At 72.1% G+C, this 16715-nt stretch carries 12 protein-coding genes and 2 pseudogenes; 11 read left to right on the top strand and 3 right to left on the bottom strand.

The features are described 5' to 3' along the window. The 4 genes and pseudogenes from ACFVXK_RS00735 to ACFVXK_RS00720 form a co-directional block, all read left to right on the top strand. Nucleotides 1-2096 (top strand): annotated as a pseudogene (locus ACFVXK_RS00735) (hypothetical protein); the annotation flags it as partial. A gap of 83 nt (nt 2097-2179) precedes the next feature. Further along, nucleotides 2180-2683: a hypothetical protein gene (locus ACFVXK_RS00730; protein ID WP_389609023.1), complete on the top strand. Its 504-nt coding sequence runs from the start codon at nt 2180-2182 to the stop codon at nt 2681-2683. Between the two features lie 124 nt (nt 2684-2807). Next, complete coding sequence (locus tag ACFVXK_RS00725; RefSeq protein ID WP_389609021.1) at nt 2808-4343, top strand: FG-GAP-like repeat-containing protein; 1536 nt, start codon at nt 2808-2810, stop codon at nt 4341-4343. 126 nt (nt 4344-4469) lie between these two features. Then, nucleotides 4470-5375: an acyltransferase family protein gene (locus ACFVXK_RS00720; protein WP_389609019.1), complete on the top strand. Its 906-nt coding sequence runs from the start codon at nt 4470-4472 to the stop codon at nt 5373-5375. On the opposite strand, the gene ACFVXK_RS00715 is transcribed toward ACFVXK_RS00720, so the two are convergent. Both ACFVXK_RS00715 and ACFVXK_RS00710 read right to left on the bottom strand, forming a co-directional pair. Further along, the gene (locus ACFVXK_RS00715) at nt 5341-5829 is read right to left on the bottom strand and encodes a macro domain-containing protein (protein WP_389609017.1); all 489 of its coding nucleotides are present in this window, start codon (nt 5827-5829) and stop codon (nt 5341-5343) included. The genes ACFVXK_RS00720 and ACFVXK_RS00715 overlap by 35 nt on opposite strands. Nucleotides 5830-5905: 76 nt before the next feature. Beyond that, complete coding sequence (locus ACFVXK_RS00710; protein ID WP_389609015.1) at nt 5906-6517, bottom strand: TetR/AcrR family transcriptional regulator; 612 nt, start codon at nt 6515-6517, stop codon at nt 5906-5908. Between the two features lie 378 nt (nt 6518-6895). On the opposite strand from ACFVXK_RS00710, the gene ACFVXK_RS00705 reads away from it, so the two are divergent. Then, nucleotides 6896-8065: a sulfotransferase family protein gene (locus ACFVXK_RS00705; protein ID WP_389609013.1), complete on the top strand. Its 1170-nt coding sequence runs from the start codon at nt 6896-6898 to the stop codon at nt 8063-8065. Between the two features lie 5 nt (nt 8066-8070). Then, entirely contained in the window at nt 8071-8910 is an 840-nt protein-coding gene (locus ACFVXK_RS00700) for an HAD family hydrolase (protein WP_389609011.1), read from the top strand. A gap of 115 nt (nt 8911-9025) precedes the next feature. Here ACFVXK_RS00700 and ACFVXK_RS00695 read toward each other — a convergent pair whose 3' ends face one another. After that, complete coding sequence (locus tag ACFVXK_RS00695; RefSeq protein ID WP_389609009.1) at nt 9026-10384, bottom strand: PLP-dependent aminotransferase family protein; 1359 nt, start codon at nt 10382-10384, stop codon at nt 9026-9028. 687 nt (nt 10385-11071) lie between these two features. Here ACFVXK_RS00695 and hisD point away from each other — a divergent pair. The 5 genes and pseudogenes from hisD to ACFVXK_RS00670 all read left to right on the top strand — a co-directional run. Continuing rightward, complete coding sequence (gene hisD / locus ACFVXK_RS00690) at nt 11072-12412, top strand: histidinol dehydrogenase (RefSeq protein ID WP_389609007.1); 1341 nt, start codon at nt 11072-11074, stop codon at nt 12410-12412. Next, complete coding sequence (locus ACFVXK_RS00685) at nt 12412-13713, top strand: ATP-grasp domain-containing protein (RefSeq protein ID WP_389609005.1); 1302 nt, start codon at nt 12412-12414, stop codon at nt 13711-13713. Before hisD ends, ACFVXK_RS00685 begins: the two co-directional genes overlap by 1 nt. A 55-nt stretch (nt 13714-13768) precedes the next feature. Then, nucleotides 13769-14797 (top strand): pyridoxal phosphate-dependent aminotransferase, encoded by a 1029-nt coding sequence (locus ACFVXK_RS00680; protein ID WP_389609003.1) that lies wholly within the window; start codon nt 13769-13771, stop codon nt 14795-14797. Further along, nucleotides 14794-16464 (top strand): thiamine pyrophosphate-binding protein, encoded by a 1671-nt coding sequence (locus ACFVXK_RS00675; protein ID WP_389609001.1) that lies wholly within the window; start codon nt 14794-14796, stop codon nt 16462-16464. The genes ACFVXK_RS00680 and ACFVXK_RS00675 overlap by 4 nt, the downstream gene beginning before the upstream one ends. Continuing rightward, a pseudogene (locus tag ACFVXK_RS00670) lies at nt 16461-16715 on the top strand (hypothetical protein); the annotation flags it as partial. The gene ACFVXK_RS00675 and the pseudogene ACFVXK_RS00670, both read left to right, overlap by 4 nt.

The following is a 16715-nucleotide window of genomic DNA, read 5'->3' as shown; positions in this document are numbered from 1 at the left end:
GCGCGGCCCAGAACGCCGCGGCCGCGGCCAACGCCGCCGCCGACGCGGCCGCCTCCGCCGGCAGCGCCAAGACCCAGGCCGACGAGGCCCGGGCGGCGGCGGCCGAGGCCGACGCGGCCGCCGCACGAGCGGCCCGGGCCGCGTCCCTCTCGCAGACCCTGGCGAACCGGGCCTCGACCGCCGCCGGTGCGGCACGCGACGCCGCCAACAGCGCCGCAGACCATGCGGAGAAGGCCGCGGCCGCGGCGGACGACGCGGCGGCGAACGCGGGCAAGGCGATCGAGTACGCCAAGCGGTCCACCACCTACGCGGAGGCCGCGCTGCAGGCCGCCAACACGGCGGCCGACGCGGTCAAGGAAGCCCAGGCCGTGGAACGGGCGGCCCGCGACGCGGAGACCGCCCGCATCGCCGAGGACACCGCGATGGGAGTCGAGGAGGCCCGCCTCAGGGCACAGGCCGAGACCGAGGAGATCGCCCGGACGGCCCGGGAGCGCACACAGGCCGACAGGACCGCCACGGACATCAAGGACCTCGTCGCGACCGCCTCCGAGGCGTTGCGCCGCGGGGACCTGGACGCGGCCGTCTCGGCCGGCCGGAAGGCCGCCGTACGGCTGCTCGACTCACCGGGCACCTGGACGAGCGACGCCGCGGAGTTCGCGCTCGCCGGCGCCGAACAGGACGTCGTCAACTGGATCGACACCGACCGTCTCCTCGCCGAGCGGCAGGACGACCGGGAGACCGTGCTCGCCATCGCCACGACGGCAGGCTCGGAGGTCGCCGCGGCCGCCCACCGGGCACTGGCGAGCGACGACCCGGACGCGGCGCGCGATTTCCTCACCCAGGGGGTCATCGAGGCCTCCGCCACGCAGAACCGCGTCAAGGTGTTCGAGCTCCTGCAGCAGAACCCGGGCGGCAACGTCAAGTCCAAGGCCGAAGCGGCCCTGGCCGACGGGAGCGCCGCCGTCCTGCACCGCTTCCTCACCGTCGAACTGGCGGAAGCGATGAAGGTCGACGACCAGGCCCAGGTGTTCGCGCTCCTCTCCTCCGGCGGCCCCTACATGAAGTCGGCCGCGCAGATCGTGCTGGAGGGCCCCGCCCGCATGCGGCGCGGCTTCGTCCTCCAGGACAGGTTCGACGTCGCCCGGCTGGACCAGGACCACGCCACCCACGTCTCCGCTATCCGCGCCTCGATCGCGCTCGCCGCGAAGGTCGCGGCGCGGGCCCTGGAGGACGCGGCGCTGGCGTCGAAGGTGGCGGCCGAGGCCCGTAAGGCCGCGGCGGAGGCGAGCCAGTGGGCCCAGAAGGCGCAGGGCCACGCCGCGGACGCCGAGACCGCGGCGCGGGACGCGAAGACGAACGCGGACGCCGCCGACCTGTCGGCGGCCGAAGCGGCCAAGTCGGCGGCGAGTGCCAAGCAGGCGGCCGCCGCCGCCCAGGTGGCCTCCCGCTCCGCGAACCACTCGATGCGGCAGGCCATGGCGTCGGCGCAGCAGGCGGCCTCCTCCGCGTCGAGCGCCCAGGCGAGCGCCGGCCGGGCGCGTGCCTCCGCGCTGCAGGCCGGCCAGGACGCGCGGGCCGCCGCCGACGCGGCCACGGCCGCCCGCCAGAGCGCCCAGGCCAAGCAGCGGGCCGAGGCCGTCGCGCGGGCGAAGCAGGCGGCCGAGGAAGCGAAGCGGAACGAGGCGAACGGCACCGACCCCGCGCAGACCACCGCCAACGACACCCCCTGGTACGTCGACCTGGGGCTCTGGCCCTCCGACACGGGGAGCGCCCAGGACTGGGCGAAGGTCACCAAACACTGGTCGACCATCGCCGGCACCGCCTCGATCATCGCCGCGCCGAGCGGCCCGCCCGCTCTCGTGCTCGGCGGAATCTCCGTGGGCCTCAAGGGGGTCAGCGCCTACTTCACCGGCCAGGCCTACGGCTGGGAGAGCAGCAAGTTCCACACCTCGCTCGGGGTGTTCCTGCTCGGCGGCCTCTTCCTCGGCAGGGCCGGCTACCTCGGCAAGTCAGGTGTGGCCAACACCGTGGGCGCCAGGATCAAGCACGTCGCGGGCGGCGCGGTGGGCACGGTGATCGGCTTGCTGACGTGGTAGCCCCCGGCCCGGCCCCCTCTGCCCCTCGTCCTCAACACCCGCCCCGGCGGCCCGCACCCCTGTACAGGAAAAGGAACAACGCAATGAAGCTCGTACGACGCGTCCTCGCGACCACCGCGGCGGCCGCGGCCTGCATCACCCTCGCCGTCACCACGACGCACGCCAGTGAGGCACCCGCCCGTGACACCGCCGCCGTGAGCGCCGACCTGCCGCCCTACGCGGTGGAGGACTTCGCGTACCCGGACGCCGCGAGGATCCAAGCCGAACTCGGCATCACCCTCAAGCGCGGCGACGGGCACATCGTGCTCGCCGACTGCGCCTCGGCCTCCGGGCTGATGGAGGTGTACTCCCGGACCCGGGGCAAGATCTGCTTCCGCGCCACCGGGAAGACCGGCCGCCTCAGCCTGGAGGTTCCGGCGGTGTACGGCATGAAGGGCGACGCCACCCACGCGGCCGACGTGACGCTGACCGCAGAGGGCAGCAAGCAGAACGTGACGGTGGCCCCGAACGAGTGGAAGGGCGTGGGGGAGGCCGCCGACCCCGAGCGCCGCGATCACGTCCTCGTCGAGATCACCGTCTCCTCGTAGCCCCCACCGGACGTCCGCCGGGGATCTCCCGCCGGACCGCCGCAGCCGACCCCCCCTCCGCCCGCCGTGCCGCCCGCCGTGCCGCGCGGGCGGAACACCCTGAACCGACCTTCCGGAGAACGTCATGTCGCACGTACGCAGTCACCGAGCATGGATCGGCGGGGCCGCCGCCGTCGCCGCGGTGGCCGGAGGCCTGCTGGCCTCGCCCGCCCATGCCCTGCAGGGCACCCCGGCCGATCAGGCCGCCCACTCGCACACCGCCCGCATCGTCATCGGCAACGCCGAGCGCGCCTGCACGGGCACACTCGTCGCCCCCCAATGGGTCCTGTCCGCCGCGAGCTGCTTCGCCGACGCGACCGGAACCGTCCAGGCCGGCGCCCCCAAGACCGCCACCACGGTCACCGTCGGCAGGACGGACCTGACCCAGGCCAGCCCCGGAGCAGCCGCCCGCACCGCGGTCCGGCTCGTCCCGCACCCCGAGCGGGACCTCGTCATGGTGAAGCTGGACACCGGCATCGCCAACCTGAAGCCGGCCGTCCTGGCCACCACCCCCGCGGGCGCCGACGAGGCCGTGCGGGCGGCCGGCTTCGGCCGGACCAAGACCGCCTGGGTCCCCGACCGCCTGCACACCGCTTCCTTCACGGCGGCGGCCAACGGCTCCGCCGACATCGCCCTGACCGCCTCCGGCGACGGGGCCGTCTGCCAGGGCGACGCGGGCGGCCCCGTGCTGCGCGAGAAGAACGGCACCCAGGAACTCCTCGCCGTCATCAGCCGTTCGTGGCAGGGCGGATGCCTCGGCACGCCCGCCACCGAGACCCGTACCGGCGCCGTCGCCACCCGCGTGGACGACGTGCGCCCCTGGATCGCGAGCACGTCCTACGCCGTTCCCGGCGACCTGACCGGCGACGGCAAGCCGGACCTCGTCGCGGTCGACGACGCCGGCAAGCTCCGCCTGTACCCCGGTACCGGAACCGGCGGCATCGTCGCGCCCACGATCATCGGCACCGGTGGCTGGGCGGGCGCCTCCGTGACGCACCGGGGCGACTGGAACGGTGACGGCATGGAGGACGTCGTCGCCCGCGTCGGCAACGAGGTCCGCGTCTACCCCAACCTCGGCGGCGGCACCCTGGGCGCACCGGTCAAGATCGCCGGCAGTCTGCCCGCCAACGCCCAGGTCGTCGCCATCGGCGACACCAACCGCGACGGGAAGCCGGACCTGGTCGTCAAGCACTCCAACAGGATCTTCCTGTACCCGGGCGTCGTGGGCGCCGACGCGGCCGTCGGCGCGCCCGTCGAGATCGGCAACGGCGGCTGGGACGTCATGGACCTGAGCGCGCTCGGCGACGCCAACAAGGACGGCCGCCCCGACCTGCTGGCCCGTGACACCCGTGACGGCGTCCTCTGGGCCTACCTCGGCCAGCCCGACGGGAAGACCTTCGGCGACCGCAACGAGTTCGGCCGCGCCTACACCGTCACCAGCCGGCCGCTCATCGCCGGGGCCGCGGACGCCGACCTCGACGGCACGGCCGACATGTGGGCCACCGCCGGCGACGGCACCCTCAAGTTCTACCGGGGCGGCACCGACATCCACGGCCCCGTCGACGGCCCGAGCATCCAGGTCGGCAACAGCGGCTGGGGCGCCGTCAAGTCCATCAGCTGACCCACCACCGGCCCCGGCAGGAACGTCCTGTCCGGGGCCGGTGGCCGTCGCCCCCACACCGGCGGGCCCTTCAACGGCTGGCTCGGCGTCGAGGTCTTCTTCCTCGTCAGCGGCTTCGTGATCTGCATGAGCACCTGGGGCCGCACGCTCGGGGGCTTCGCGATCTCGCGCATCTCCCGCCTCTACCCCGCCCATTGGACGGCCGTCGCGTTCACCGCCGGTGTGCTGTGGCTGCTGCGGGGCGTGACCTACAGCAACTGCGTGCTGTTCTGTGGCCTGTGGACGGCGGCGGGCGTCATCGCCCCCACCGCCGGCTCCGGTCTGCTCGACTTCTTCGCCGTGCCGCAGTTCGCCCCGTACTTCGTCGCGGGCATCGCCTTCCACCTGATGCGCCGCTTCCGGCCGACGCTGCTGTTGTGGGTGATTGTCGTCCTGCAGTTCCTGCTGGCGCAGACCTACGTCGCGGCGCGCCTCGACGCGAACGTGGACCACGACGCGCACGTCTGGCCCGCCCGCCTCGTGATCACTCTGGCCTTCGCGGCCATGGCCGCGATCGCCCTGGGTGCCCTCGACCGCGTCCAGTGGCGCCGGCTGCGGACCGCGGGCGCGATCACGTACCCGCTCTACCTCATCCACATGGTCGCGGAGCTGACCGTCATCCACCACTTCCGCGACCGCGTCCCCCCCCCGGTGCCGCTGGCCGGCGGCCTGACGGTCGCCATGATCACCCTCGCCAGGTTCATCCAGCGCTACGTCGAACGCCCCGCCACCCGACGCCTGCGAGGGAGCACCGGTAGCCGCATCGGCCGAGGCGGCGGGCGGCTAGGTCCTGTCGTCAAAGTCCCGCCGTCGCCCGGAGGGCGGCCTCGCGGCGTCTGGTGCGTGCTCTCGGTGCGCCGGGCGCAAGACCTCGTACTGGACGTACTTGGTCTGGCGCCCGGTGCGGCGAGAGCGCGTGCCAGGCGTCGCGGGGCAGGCGGGACTTTGACGACAGGGCCTAGCGTCCGCCGCCGCCGTGGTCGTACACCGTGACGGCCACGCCCTTCGCGCTCAGAGCCGCGCTGATCAGAGGCTCCACGCGGGACCACTTCCCGCCGGCCAGGCCGCAGCCGATGCGGGGCATGTGCACGGAGGCGCCCAGCTCGAGCGCGTGGCCGGCGAGGGCCGTCAGGCACCGCTCGAGGGCGTCGTAGCGTATGGGGACTCCTGAGCTTCCCGAGCGTATGCCGCGCTGGCCGATCATGTTGGCGACCCAGGTGTCGGGGCGTACGCGGACCAGGCGGACCGCGCCGAGGCCGAAGTCGTTGCCCGCGCGGCCCCGGTGCCAGGCGCGGTAGTCCGCCTCGGGCTCCGGCCAGCGTCGGGACACCGCCAGGACGAAGCCCTTCCCCCACCCGCCGAGGTCGTTGCACACGTGGGCGATGACCTTCGGTCCCTTGGCCTGCGGACTGGTGGCGTCCCCGCTGATGATCGTGATCGGCGTCATGCCACGACTCTACGTACCGCCACCGACACTCCCGGGGCGACGGTCGGCCGCCACCCTCACGTCCCGCATCCGCCCGTCAGAGGTGTTTCGAGAGGTCCGTCTTCAGCCAGGCCGAGGCGGCGTTGACCAGGATCTTCAGGGCGTCGCGCACGGAGATCGAGCCGTTGCGGCTGACGATGTGCAGGCCGAGGCCGTCCTCCATCGCCAGCAGGGCTTCCGCGACGGAGCGTGCGGAGGAATCCGCACGGAACTGCCGGGCGGCCAGTCCGCTGTCGATGATGCTCTCGTACAGCATGATCTCCCGGTCCCAGAGCGAGGTCATCAGCGCCGCGTGCTGCTTGCTCCGGGCCGCGAGCCCGTGCAGTTCGTACAGCATGCCGCAGACCTGGTCCTCGGGGTGGGACGGTAGCCCCGACTCGAAGGCCCGGATCAGGCGCTGGGCAGGGTCCACCACCCTGGACAGGGCCTGCATGCGGTGGTCCACGTAGCGGTTGACCAGAGCCCGGTGCACGTCGTACACGAGGTCGTCCGTCTCCGGGTAGTGGTACAGCACCGAGCCGGGAGACAGTCCGGCCCGGGACGCGATCTCCCGGATGGTGAGGGCGGACAGCCCCAGCTCCGCGATGCACTCCTCGGCCGCCACGACCAACTGTCTCTTGCGCTCCTCCGAGCGCGCCTGACGTGACATAGGTGCTTCCTCTCGACAGCAACGAGCCCGGTCGCAGCCGGCCACCCGATCACTCTACTGCACAGATGTTCAAGTCGTGAGGCCTGTCCCGGTGCATGTGACGGAGCCTCGCAGCGGGTGTCCGGGGTGGCTTTTCCTACTCCGCTTGTGGAATGAACCAGCAGGTCAACGGATACATACCTGTCACGTATCCCCTTCCGGTACCGGTCCTGTCGATCATTCGATCTTGACACTCAACTGGCCGTTGATGAACGCTAGATCAATCTCAGCCGGTCTCTGCGTCACCGGCTGAAGCGGGGGCGGGGACTCTCCCGGGGCGGGCCGTGGCCGTGAGCCGACGCCGCAATACGGACAACGCGAACTGGTAAGGGGCGGAACATGGGTGACGACGTACTCCTGCGACAGCTGACCAAGGAACGGCTCATGGAGGAGGCGGCCGACCGGACCGGGCTGTCGGACTTCGGGGAGACGGGCTTCGAAGAGGGCCTCGACGTCCTGCTCGCCTCACTGCACAAGACCGTCGACGCGCTGAGCCCGTACGGGAGAACGTGCGCGCGCGGCATGCCCCTCGCCGCCCTGGAGAACCGTCTGCACCTCACGGAGAACCTCCGGAGGAACCCGGACATCGCGCAGACCGAGATCCGCGAACCCGTGTTCATCCTGGGTCTGCCGCGGAGCGGCACCACACTGCTCCACAACCTCCTCTCCCTTCATCCCGCCCTCCGCGCACCGCTGTTCTGGGAACTCCAGTCCCCGGCCACGCCCCGGGGCCAGAGCCGGGAAGACCTCATCCGGAACACCCGGGCAGGGCTGGAACTGCAGCACCGGAACACCCCGAGCTTCCGCTCCATCCACCTCCAGTCGGCCGAAGGGCCGGAGGAGTGCACCTGGCTCCTCATGAACGAACTGCGCAGCTTCCTCTTCGCGTTCTGCTTCGACGTGCCGGACTACGTCCAGTGGCTGCTGTCCACCGGGATGGAATCCGCGATCCGGTCCCACCGCAGCCAGCTGCAGCGGATCCTCTGGAGGCGCCCCGGAGGCACCCTCGTACTCAAGGACCCCTACCACGCGCTGAATCTCAACGAGATCAACACGGTGTACGGCGACGCGCGTTACATCCACCTCCACCGTGATCCCGCCGAGGTGCTCGGTTCGCTCTGCAGCCTCAACGAGAGCGTCCGCAAACTGTCCTACGAGAACCAGCCGGTCCACACCTACGGCGCGGAACTCGGTGCGCTGATCAAGCGGCTGCTCGTCGCCCAGCAGGAGTTCCAGCAGGCGAACGCAGTCGACGGCAGGTCCCTCGACATCGCGTACAGCCGCCTCGCGGCCGATCCCGTCGGCACCGCGTGCACGATCATGGAGTTCCTGAAGCTGGAGGTCACCGCCGAGACCGAGCGGCGCCTCACGGAGCACGTCGCGGAGTTCCACCAGCACAAGTACGGAGTCCACCGCTACTCCCTCGACAGGTTCTGCGTGGACGAGGAGGAGCTCGTGCGCGAACTGCGGGACGTGGCAGCCGGCAACCCGGCAGGGCGGACGTGGTGAACACGGTGACCCGGCCCGCAGGCGCGGGCTTTCCGTACCGGCTGGTCGCCACCGACCTCGACGGGACGCTGCTGCGGGCCGACGACACGGTCTCGGCGCGGACGCGTGACGCACTCGCCCGCGCGGGCGCGGCCGGTGCGGCGCACATCGTGGTCACGGGGCGCTCCGTGCCGTGGACCCGGCCCATCCTGGAGGCCTTGGACTACCGGGGCATAGCGGTGTGCGGGCAGGGCGCTCAGGTCTTCCACGCGGGCGAGCGGCGGCTGATCACGTCGGTCCGGCTCGGGCGGCGGTCGGCGGATCTGGCCCTGTCGAAGATCGAGGCCGAGATCGGCCCGCTGGCCCTGGCCGTGAGCCGGGACGGGCTCGACGGCGCGGTGGTCGCCACCGCGGACTACCACAGGCCCGGCGAGGGGGAGGAGACGGCGCACCCGCTGCCCTACGTTCCGATGAAGGACCGGTCGGATCTGTGGGCGGAGCCGCTGAACAAGGTCTACATCCAGCATCCGGAGCTCGGCGACGACGCTCTCGCCGCCGTGGCGCAGCGGGTCGTGGGTGATCTGGTGGGGGTGGTGATGGCCGGCGAGGGCGTCGTGGAGCTGCTGCCCCGGGGACTGACCAAGGCGACGGGGCTCGAGCTGGCCGCACGCAGGCTCGGGCTGGTCGGGGAGGACGCGATCGCCTTCGGTGACATGCCCAACGACATCCCGATGTTCGGGTGGGCGGGGCACGGGGTGGCGATGGAGAACGCGCACGGCGATCTGAAGGCCGTGGCGGACGAGGTCACGGCGTCACACGAGGCGGACGGGATCGCGATCGTCCTCGAACGGCTGCTCACGGGCTGAACCATCGGCGACACGACGGCCGGGCGCATCGACCGGGCACGCGAGGGCGTGCCCGGTCGGACCCGTTTCCGGAGAGCGCGGCCGATCCCGCTCGCCCGCGGGACCGGACCGCTTCTCACCGGGCGGTGCGGTCGCGGACGAGGGCGGCGAGGCGGCCCAGGCCCAGGTCGATCTGTTCGGGGGTCAGGACGCTGAAGGAGAGCCGTATCTGGTGCGTGCCGCCGGATCCCGCGTAGAAGTGCCGCATCGGCGTCCACAGCACCCCGAAGCGGGCGGCGGAGTATTCGAGCACGGCGTCGTCGGTTTCGAAGGGCAGGGTCACGACGGCGAACATGCCGCCGCCCGGGACGTTCCAGCTGACCCCGGCCGCGGGGTCGGGGAAGTGCCGGCGCAGGCCGTCGAGCACGGCCTGCAGGTTGCGGGCGTACACCTCGGCCTCGCGCCGGGTGGCGGAAGCCATGCTGCACGCGTTCTCCAGGAGCTTGCCGCCGATCACCGCCTGCGAGATGGTCGAGGTGTTCAGCGTGAGCATGCTCTTGAGCTTGGCGAGCTGATCGGCGAGCAGCGGGCCGTCACCGGAGGTGACCCCCGCGACGGGCTGGTCCGCGACGACGTAGCCGACCCGGGCGCCGGGGAAGACGGTCTTGGCGAAGGAGCCCACGTAGACGACGCCCCTGCGCCGGTCGAGTGACTTCAGGGTGGGCAGGCGTTCGGCGCCGGCGTTGAACAGGGAGTAGGGGTTGTCCTCGATCAGCAGGACGTCCTCCGCCGCGGCGACCTCCAGCAGCCGTTCGCGGTCGGCCAGGCTCATGCTCAGTCCGCTGGGGTTGGCGAAGTCGGGCACCACGTAGCAGGCGCGCGGCCGCAGCCCCGCCGCGCGGGCGCCGCGGACCTGGGTGACGAGGTCGTCGACGTCGATGCCGCCGGAGCCCTCCCGCACGGGGAGCACGGGCATGTCCATCAGCCGGGCGGCGCCGAGGAAGCCCACGTAGGTGGGCGCCGGCGCCAGGATGACGTCGCGGTCGTCGGTGCGCAGGGCCCGCAGCAGCAGGATCATGGCCTCCTGGCATCCCGTGGTGACCACGATCGAGTCCGGTTCGGCCGTGATGCCCTCGTCCACCGCGAGGTTCCGCACGAGCAGTTGCGTCAGCAGCCCCTTGGTGTGCCCGTACTGGAAGAGGGCGGTGCGCACCTGTGCCGGGGTCCGGCCGAGCTCGTCCTCGAGGTGGCGGGTGAACCGCTCCAGGCAGGCGTGCAGCTGTGCGGGGTCGTAGAAGTTCTCGTACGGGCGGCCCGCGGCGAACGAGACCGCGTCGGGGTACCGGCCGGTGATCTCGTTGAGGAGCGTCATCGAGCCGAGCACCGGGTCGGACAGTGAGCCGTGCAGTTCGTCCAGGCGCAGCGGGAACGAGGGCCGGAACCCGGCCGGTGCCTGCGTGCGTGCAGGGGAATGGGGGAGGGCTGTGGTCGTCACGAGGCGGCCTCTTCTGTGGAAGGAGAGACCGGGGCAGAGTCCCCGGTCTGGGTCTCGAAATCCGGGCCCGTCAGGTCGAGGCCGGCTGTCAGGGGGCCTCGCGGGGCGGGTGCCTTGCCGAGCGTCGGGGAGGGCCGGGACGGCTCCCGGGCGGGAGGCTGAGCCTCTCGGCGCCGATCAAGATCACTGTAGCTGCCGACGGGGGGTCGGCAAGGTTTACTGTGCAGATGTTCAAACTTTGGGATGAACGTTGATCATGGTGCGACTCGCCCGCACTCCTTCTTAACTTTCGGTCACTTTCATCAAAAGACCAGTTCAGAAGGCAAGTTGAGGGAGGCTGCGCGAGGGTCTCCAGGGGGCTGGGGCGGGAAAGGTCGTTGACAGTCGCCGTCGCTTGATAAACACTCGTGCAAGATCAGCTACTGACGGACACCTCGCCCACCCGCCGTACCGCCTGCCCAGGCGGTGCGGCCCCAAGAGGCGGTGAGTGCGTGTGTCGTCGTCGGTACCGGCGCTGACGCTCCGGGGGCCCACACCGTGCGAACCACGTGACACGGGCACCGCCTGCTCATTTCCAGGGGGAGGCCATGGCGCCTGCGCCCACCCGTCGAAACGGACGGCGAACGTTCCTGTGACTGTCATGTTGATTCGCGTGTTCCGCATGCTTGTTCGTACCAGGGGATTGTGATGACTGACTCTCCATCGGCTCTCGTGCTCGACTGGGCCACCGCCTCGCCCGAGGCACGAAAGCGCTTCTCCAGGCCGGTCCGCCCGGCGGCCGGTTCCCCCGCCGACGACGCCCTGCTGGACGGCATCCGGCAGTTGATCGAGGACGTCCGCACCCGGGGGGACTCCGCACTGCTCCAGGCCCTCAAGCAGTTCGACGGCATCGACCTGTCGCCCCGCCACATCCGCGTCGAGGCCGCCGAGTTCGCGGCGGCGCGGGAGGCGCTCGACCCGGCCACGACCGAGGCCATCCGCGTCGCCATCGCCCAGGTGCGCGCCTTCAGCGAGAAGGAACGGGGGCACGCCTCCTGGCAGGAGCGGGGGGACGGGACCCTCCTCGGGGTCACGGCCAAGCCGCTCGACAGCGTGGGACTCTTCGTCCCCTGCGGGAAGGGCTCCTTCCCCTCGGTCCTGGTGCAGATCGCGACTCCCGCGGTCGTGGCCGGCGTGCCGCGCATCGCCGTCGCGGTGCCGCCCGTCGCCGGCACGCCGGGCCAGGTGGACCCGGCGGTCCTCGTCGCCGCGCAGGAGCTCGGCATCGACGAGGTCTACCGGGTCAACGGGCCCGCCGGAATCGCCGCACTCGCCTACGGCACCGAAACCGTCCCGCGCGTCGACAAGATCGTGGGCCCGGGCAGCCCCGCGGTGGCCCTGGCCCAGCGCGAGGTCCAGCGCAGCGGCTGCCTGGTCGAGGTCGGCTACGGCCCCAGCGACTCCCTGATCGTCTGCGACGGGCAGGCCCGTCCCGACCTCCTGGCCGCCGATCTGCTGAACGAGGCCGAGCACGGCCCGGACTCGTCCGCCGTCCTCGTCGGCACCGACGCGTCCGTACTGGCGCGGGCCGCCGAGGAAGTGGCGCGCCAGATGGCCCTGCTGCCCGAACCGCGCCGCCGGTACGCCCACAGCTCCCTCCACGACAACGGGGGCATCGTCCTGGTGCCGTCCCTGTCCGAGGCCATGGACATCGCCAACGACTACGCGCCCGAGCACCTCCAGCTGGCCGTGGCCGAGCCCGAGTCGCTGCTGCCCCTGGTGCGCCACGCCGGCACCGTCCTGCTGGGCCAGTGGACCACCTTCGCCGCGTCGAACTTCGCCATCGGCACCCCGGCCACGCTGCCCACCGCGGGCTTCGCCCGCATCACCAGCGGAGTCACCACGGCGACCTACATGAAGCGCATCGCCATCGCCGCGCTGGACCGCAACGCGTTCGAGCGGATCGCACCGGCGGTGAAGACCCTCGCCGTCCACGAGGGATTCCCCGCCCACGCCGCGTCCGTGACGATTCGACAGGAGGGATCCTGATGACCCCCAAGCCGACCATCCTCCTCCTCGGATGGCGCACCCCCTACATCCGCATCGCCCGCGAGCTCGGTCTGCGCACCGTCGTGCTGTACGCGCCCGGCCAGCTCGACAGCGGTCAGGTGGACCCCGCGGAGGCCGACGAGTCGATGCTGGTGGAACAACTCGCCAACGTCGAGCACGTGCTGCGGGCCGTGGCCCGGCTCGACCTCTCCGGCTGCATCGCCGTGCACACCCAGGAGGAATGGGCCCTGGCCTCCGCCGCGCTCGTGGCCCGCCACCTGGGCGTACGGGGACCCGACGCGGAGGTGATGTGCCGCTTCCGCGACAAGGCACTGCAGAAGGACCACCTGACCGCGGCGGGTTTCGACCTCCCGGCCCACCTGGAGATCCCCGACATCCTCGATGCCGGTGTCCCGTCCCGGGTGGCGGAGTTCGGCTTCCCCACGGTCCTCAAGCCCATCGCCGGTGCGGGCACTTCGATGACCGTGCTGACCCGCGACGTCGCCGACGTCGAGCGGGCCCAGGCCGAGGTGCGGGCGCACCGGGAGACCCCCGAGGTCCTCGGCCGCCGCACCTTCATCGCGGAGTCCTTCGTCTCGGGCGAAGAATGGCACCTCGACGGCTACGTGCTCGACGGCGAACTCGGGTTCCTCTCCGTGTCGCGCTACGGGGTGAACCCCATCGATACGCGCCAGGGACCGCTCCTGTGGAGCACCTGCCTGGACCCCGAGCGCGAGAAGTGGGCGTACCAGCTGGGCGAGGACCTGGTCCGGCGCAGCCTGTCGGTCCTGGGCCTGCGCGACGGCGTGTTCCACCTGGAGGCGTTCCACCAGGAAGACCCCGACCGCCTGGTGTTCGGCGAATGCGGCGCGCGCCTCGGCGGCGCCATGATCCGCGAGGCGATCCACCAGAAGCTCGGCATGGACCTCTACCGGGCCGGGGTCGAGATCGCCGCCGGCCTGCCGGTGACGCCCCCGGGCCCGCCGACCGAGGAGCACGTCGCCTGGACCTACCTGTCGGCGTCCCCCGGCCGGATCGTTGCGCGCCCCACCGAGGACGAGGTGCTCCGCCGGCCCGGAGTCACCGACTTCCGCTACCTCGTCGGGCCGGACGACAGCGTGCCGGACACCACGGTCTGGACCGCCGCCCGCCTGGCGGACGTCACGCTCCAGGCCCCCACCGCCGAGGAACTCGACGCGCGCATGCGGGAACTGCAGGAATGGTTCGGCAACGCGGTCGTCACCCGGCAGGAGTCAGAGATACCCGAGCCCACGCCCCAAGAGGTCACAGCCAGTGCGTGAATTCCCCAGTCTCGTCCCCTTCAAAGCCGGCCCCCACGCCCTCGATCCGCGGGGCGTGGAGCGCCTGGCACTGAGCGAGAGCCCCTTCGGCGCCTCACCCGAGGCCCTGGCCGCCGCCCGTGCGGAGGTCGAGCGGATCAACCACTACCCGAACTCCGACACCGAGCCCCTGCGCGGTGCGCTCGCCGCCCACTACGGGGTACCCGCCGACTGGGTCCTGGTGGGCAACGGCGCGGACGAGCTCATCCTCCTCACCGTCCTGGCGACCTGTGCCGCGGGAGGCCTCGCGGTCACGACGGAGCGCACCTTCGCCGGCTACACCGCCGCCTTCGAGACCGCCGGTCTCACCACGCGCCTCGTCCCCCTGGACGAGAGCGGCCCCGACATAGAGGCCCTGGTCGACCAGGCCCGTACCGCGGACATCACGATCGTCTGCAACCCGCACAACCCCCTCGGACGCGCCCTGGCCGCCGACGAGATCCGCCGCGTCCACGAAGCGACGGTGGAGGGCGGCGGCGTCCTCGTCCTCGACGAGGCGTACGCCGAGTTCGCCGTGGCGCAGGAGTTCACCTCCGGTCTCACGCGCATCGGCGACACCAGGAACGTCGTGGTGCTGCGCACCTTCTCCAAGGCCTACGGCCTCGCGGGGCTGCGCTGCGGATACGCCATAGGCAACCCGCGCGTCATCGACTCCATGGCCAGGCTGCGCAACGTCCTGCCCTACAACGTCAACCGCGTCGCGATCGCCGCGGCCACCGCCGCGCTGCGCGATCAGGACCACCTGCGCCGCGTGGTGCGTGACTCCATCGTCTCCCGCGCCCTGATCACCGAGGGCCTGGCCGCGCACGGCATCCGATGTCTGCCCTCACAGGCCAACTTCGTACTCGCCGAGGTCGGCCCGCACCGGGAGGCGTTCGTCCGGCAGATCGTGTCGGAGCACGCGATCCAGGTACGGGACGGCCACTCCCTCGGCTTCGACCGGCACGTCCGGATCGGCGTGTGCCGTCCCGACGCCGTGGACCGGGTCGTCTCCGCCATCGCGGACGTCCACGACCGGCTCGACACCCCCGTGGGGGCGCTGTGACCAAGCAGACCGGAGCGGCCGCCGTCGCCTCCGTCCTCGCGGCGGCCGGCATCCGGCGCGCCTTCGGCATCCCCGGCCAGCGGATCCTCCCGCTGTTCCACGAGATGGCGAACGAGCACGGCATCCCCGTCGTCCTCACCCGCCACGAGCAGGGCGCCGCGTTCATGGCGGACATGCACGCCCGGCTCGGCGGCATCGGCTGCGCCCTGGCGACCTCGGGCCCCGGCGCCATCAACCTGCTGACCGGGCTCGCCGCCTCCTACATGGACAGCGTCCCCGTCATCGCGATCACCGCGCAGGCCGCGACCTACGAGTTCGGCCGGTACGGCATCCAGGAGGGCACCGGGATCGGTCGGACCCCCGACATCCGCGCGATGTTCGCGTCGACCACCAAGGGGAGCTTCCAGCCGGTCTCCGTCGAACGGCTGATCCCCGACCTGACCGAGGCCCTGCGCCTGGCGACCACAGGACGCCCCGGCCCGGTCCACGTCGACATCCCCAGCGATCTGCTACTCGAACTGGTGCCCGACTACGGTGATCTCCCCGAGGCCGGGGCCCCCGCGGCGCCGGCCCCCGTGCGGGCCACCGAAGAGGAGCTCCTGGCCCTGGACGCGGCCCTGCGCACCGCCGAGCGGCCCCTGCTGCTGATCGGCAACGGCGTCGCCCGCAGCGGAGCCCTGGACGACGCCCTGGCACTGGCCCGGTCCCGCGGCATGGCCGTGGCCGGCACCTTCCTGGCCAAGTCGGTCCTCGACGAGACCGACCCCCACGTCCTCGGCCCCGTCGGCGTGTTCGGCACCCGCGCCGCGAACGAGGCCTTCCACCACGAGGCGGACCTGGTCGTCGCCGCGGGCGTCGCCTTCACCTACCTCAGCACCTCGGGATGGCCCGACACCCTGCGCGGCGACCGCATCGTCCGGATCAACAACGACCGGCGCGAGCTGGAGACGCACGGCGAATTCGGCCGGGGCATCCTGGGCGACGCGGGTGACGTCGTACGCCGCCTCGCCGCACTCGACCCCGGCACCGTCCCCGACGGGCAGGCCTGGGCCGAAGCCATGCGCCGGCGGTTCCCCGACGAGGTCGACACGGGCGGGAGCGACGCCCTGCACCCGGTCACCGTCTGCGAGACCATCAACCGGCACCTCGACGAGCGCACCACGGTCGTCGCCGACATCGGCCAGAACGCCTACTGGGGCGAACGGCACCTGCGCACCCGCGGGGACAACCGGTTCATCATCAACGGCGGCCTGGGCACCATGGGCCACGCCGTCGCCGGGGCGCCCGGCGCCTGGCTGGCGCGGGCCGACCGCAGCAGCGACGAACGCGTGATCTGCGTCTGCGGCGACGGCGGCTTCATGATGGGCGCCCTGGAGGTCTCCACCGCCGTGGCGGAGCAGGCCGCCGTCACCTGGGTCGTCTTCAACAACGGCACGCTCGGCACCCAGCGCGCCTGGTTCGAACGCGAAGGCCATCCGGTCGTCGCCGCCGACCTGCCGCCCTCGGACCACGTGCTCCTCGCCCGGTCGCTGGGGGCGCGGGCGCAGACGGTGCGGACCGCCGACGAACTCGACGCCGCCCTGCACGCGGCCCGCGCCGCCGGCGGCCCCACCGTCCTCGACGTCCTCATCGACCCGCGCCCCGTCCCGGAGGTCTACCAGCCATGACCGCTTTCGACGTCCTCACGGACACCGACCCCGAATTCCTCCAGCGCCTCACCGAACTCGGAGCCGCCGCCGAACTGGCTTCCGAGGCCGTACGCCAGGACCTCCAGAAGCTCTACGACGACGTGCGCGAGCGCGGCGCCGCGGCGGTCGTCGACGCCACCGCCCGCTTCGACGGCGTCACCGTCCAGGAAGCGCTGGTCATCCCCGCCGAGGTCGTGGCCCGGCGCGCGGAGCAGGTCCCGCCCGAGCTC

This window comes from Streptomyces sp. NPDC058157 (assembly GCF_042884105.1).
In the GTDB taxonomy this organism is placed as follows: Bacteria; Actinomycetota; Actinomycetes; order Streptomycetales; family Streptomycetaceae; genus Streptomyces.
The sequence above is the reverse complement of the archived record's forward strand: the minus strand, read 5'-3'. Positions and strand labels throughout refer to the sequence as shown.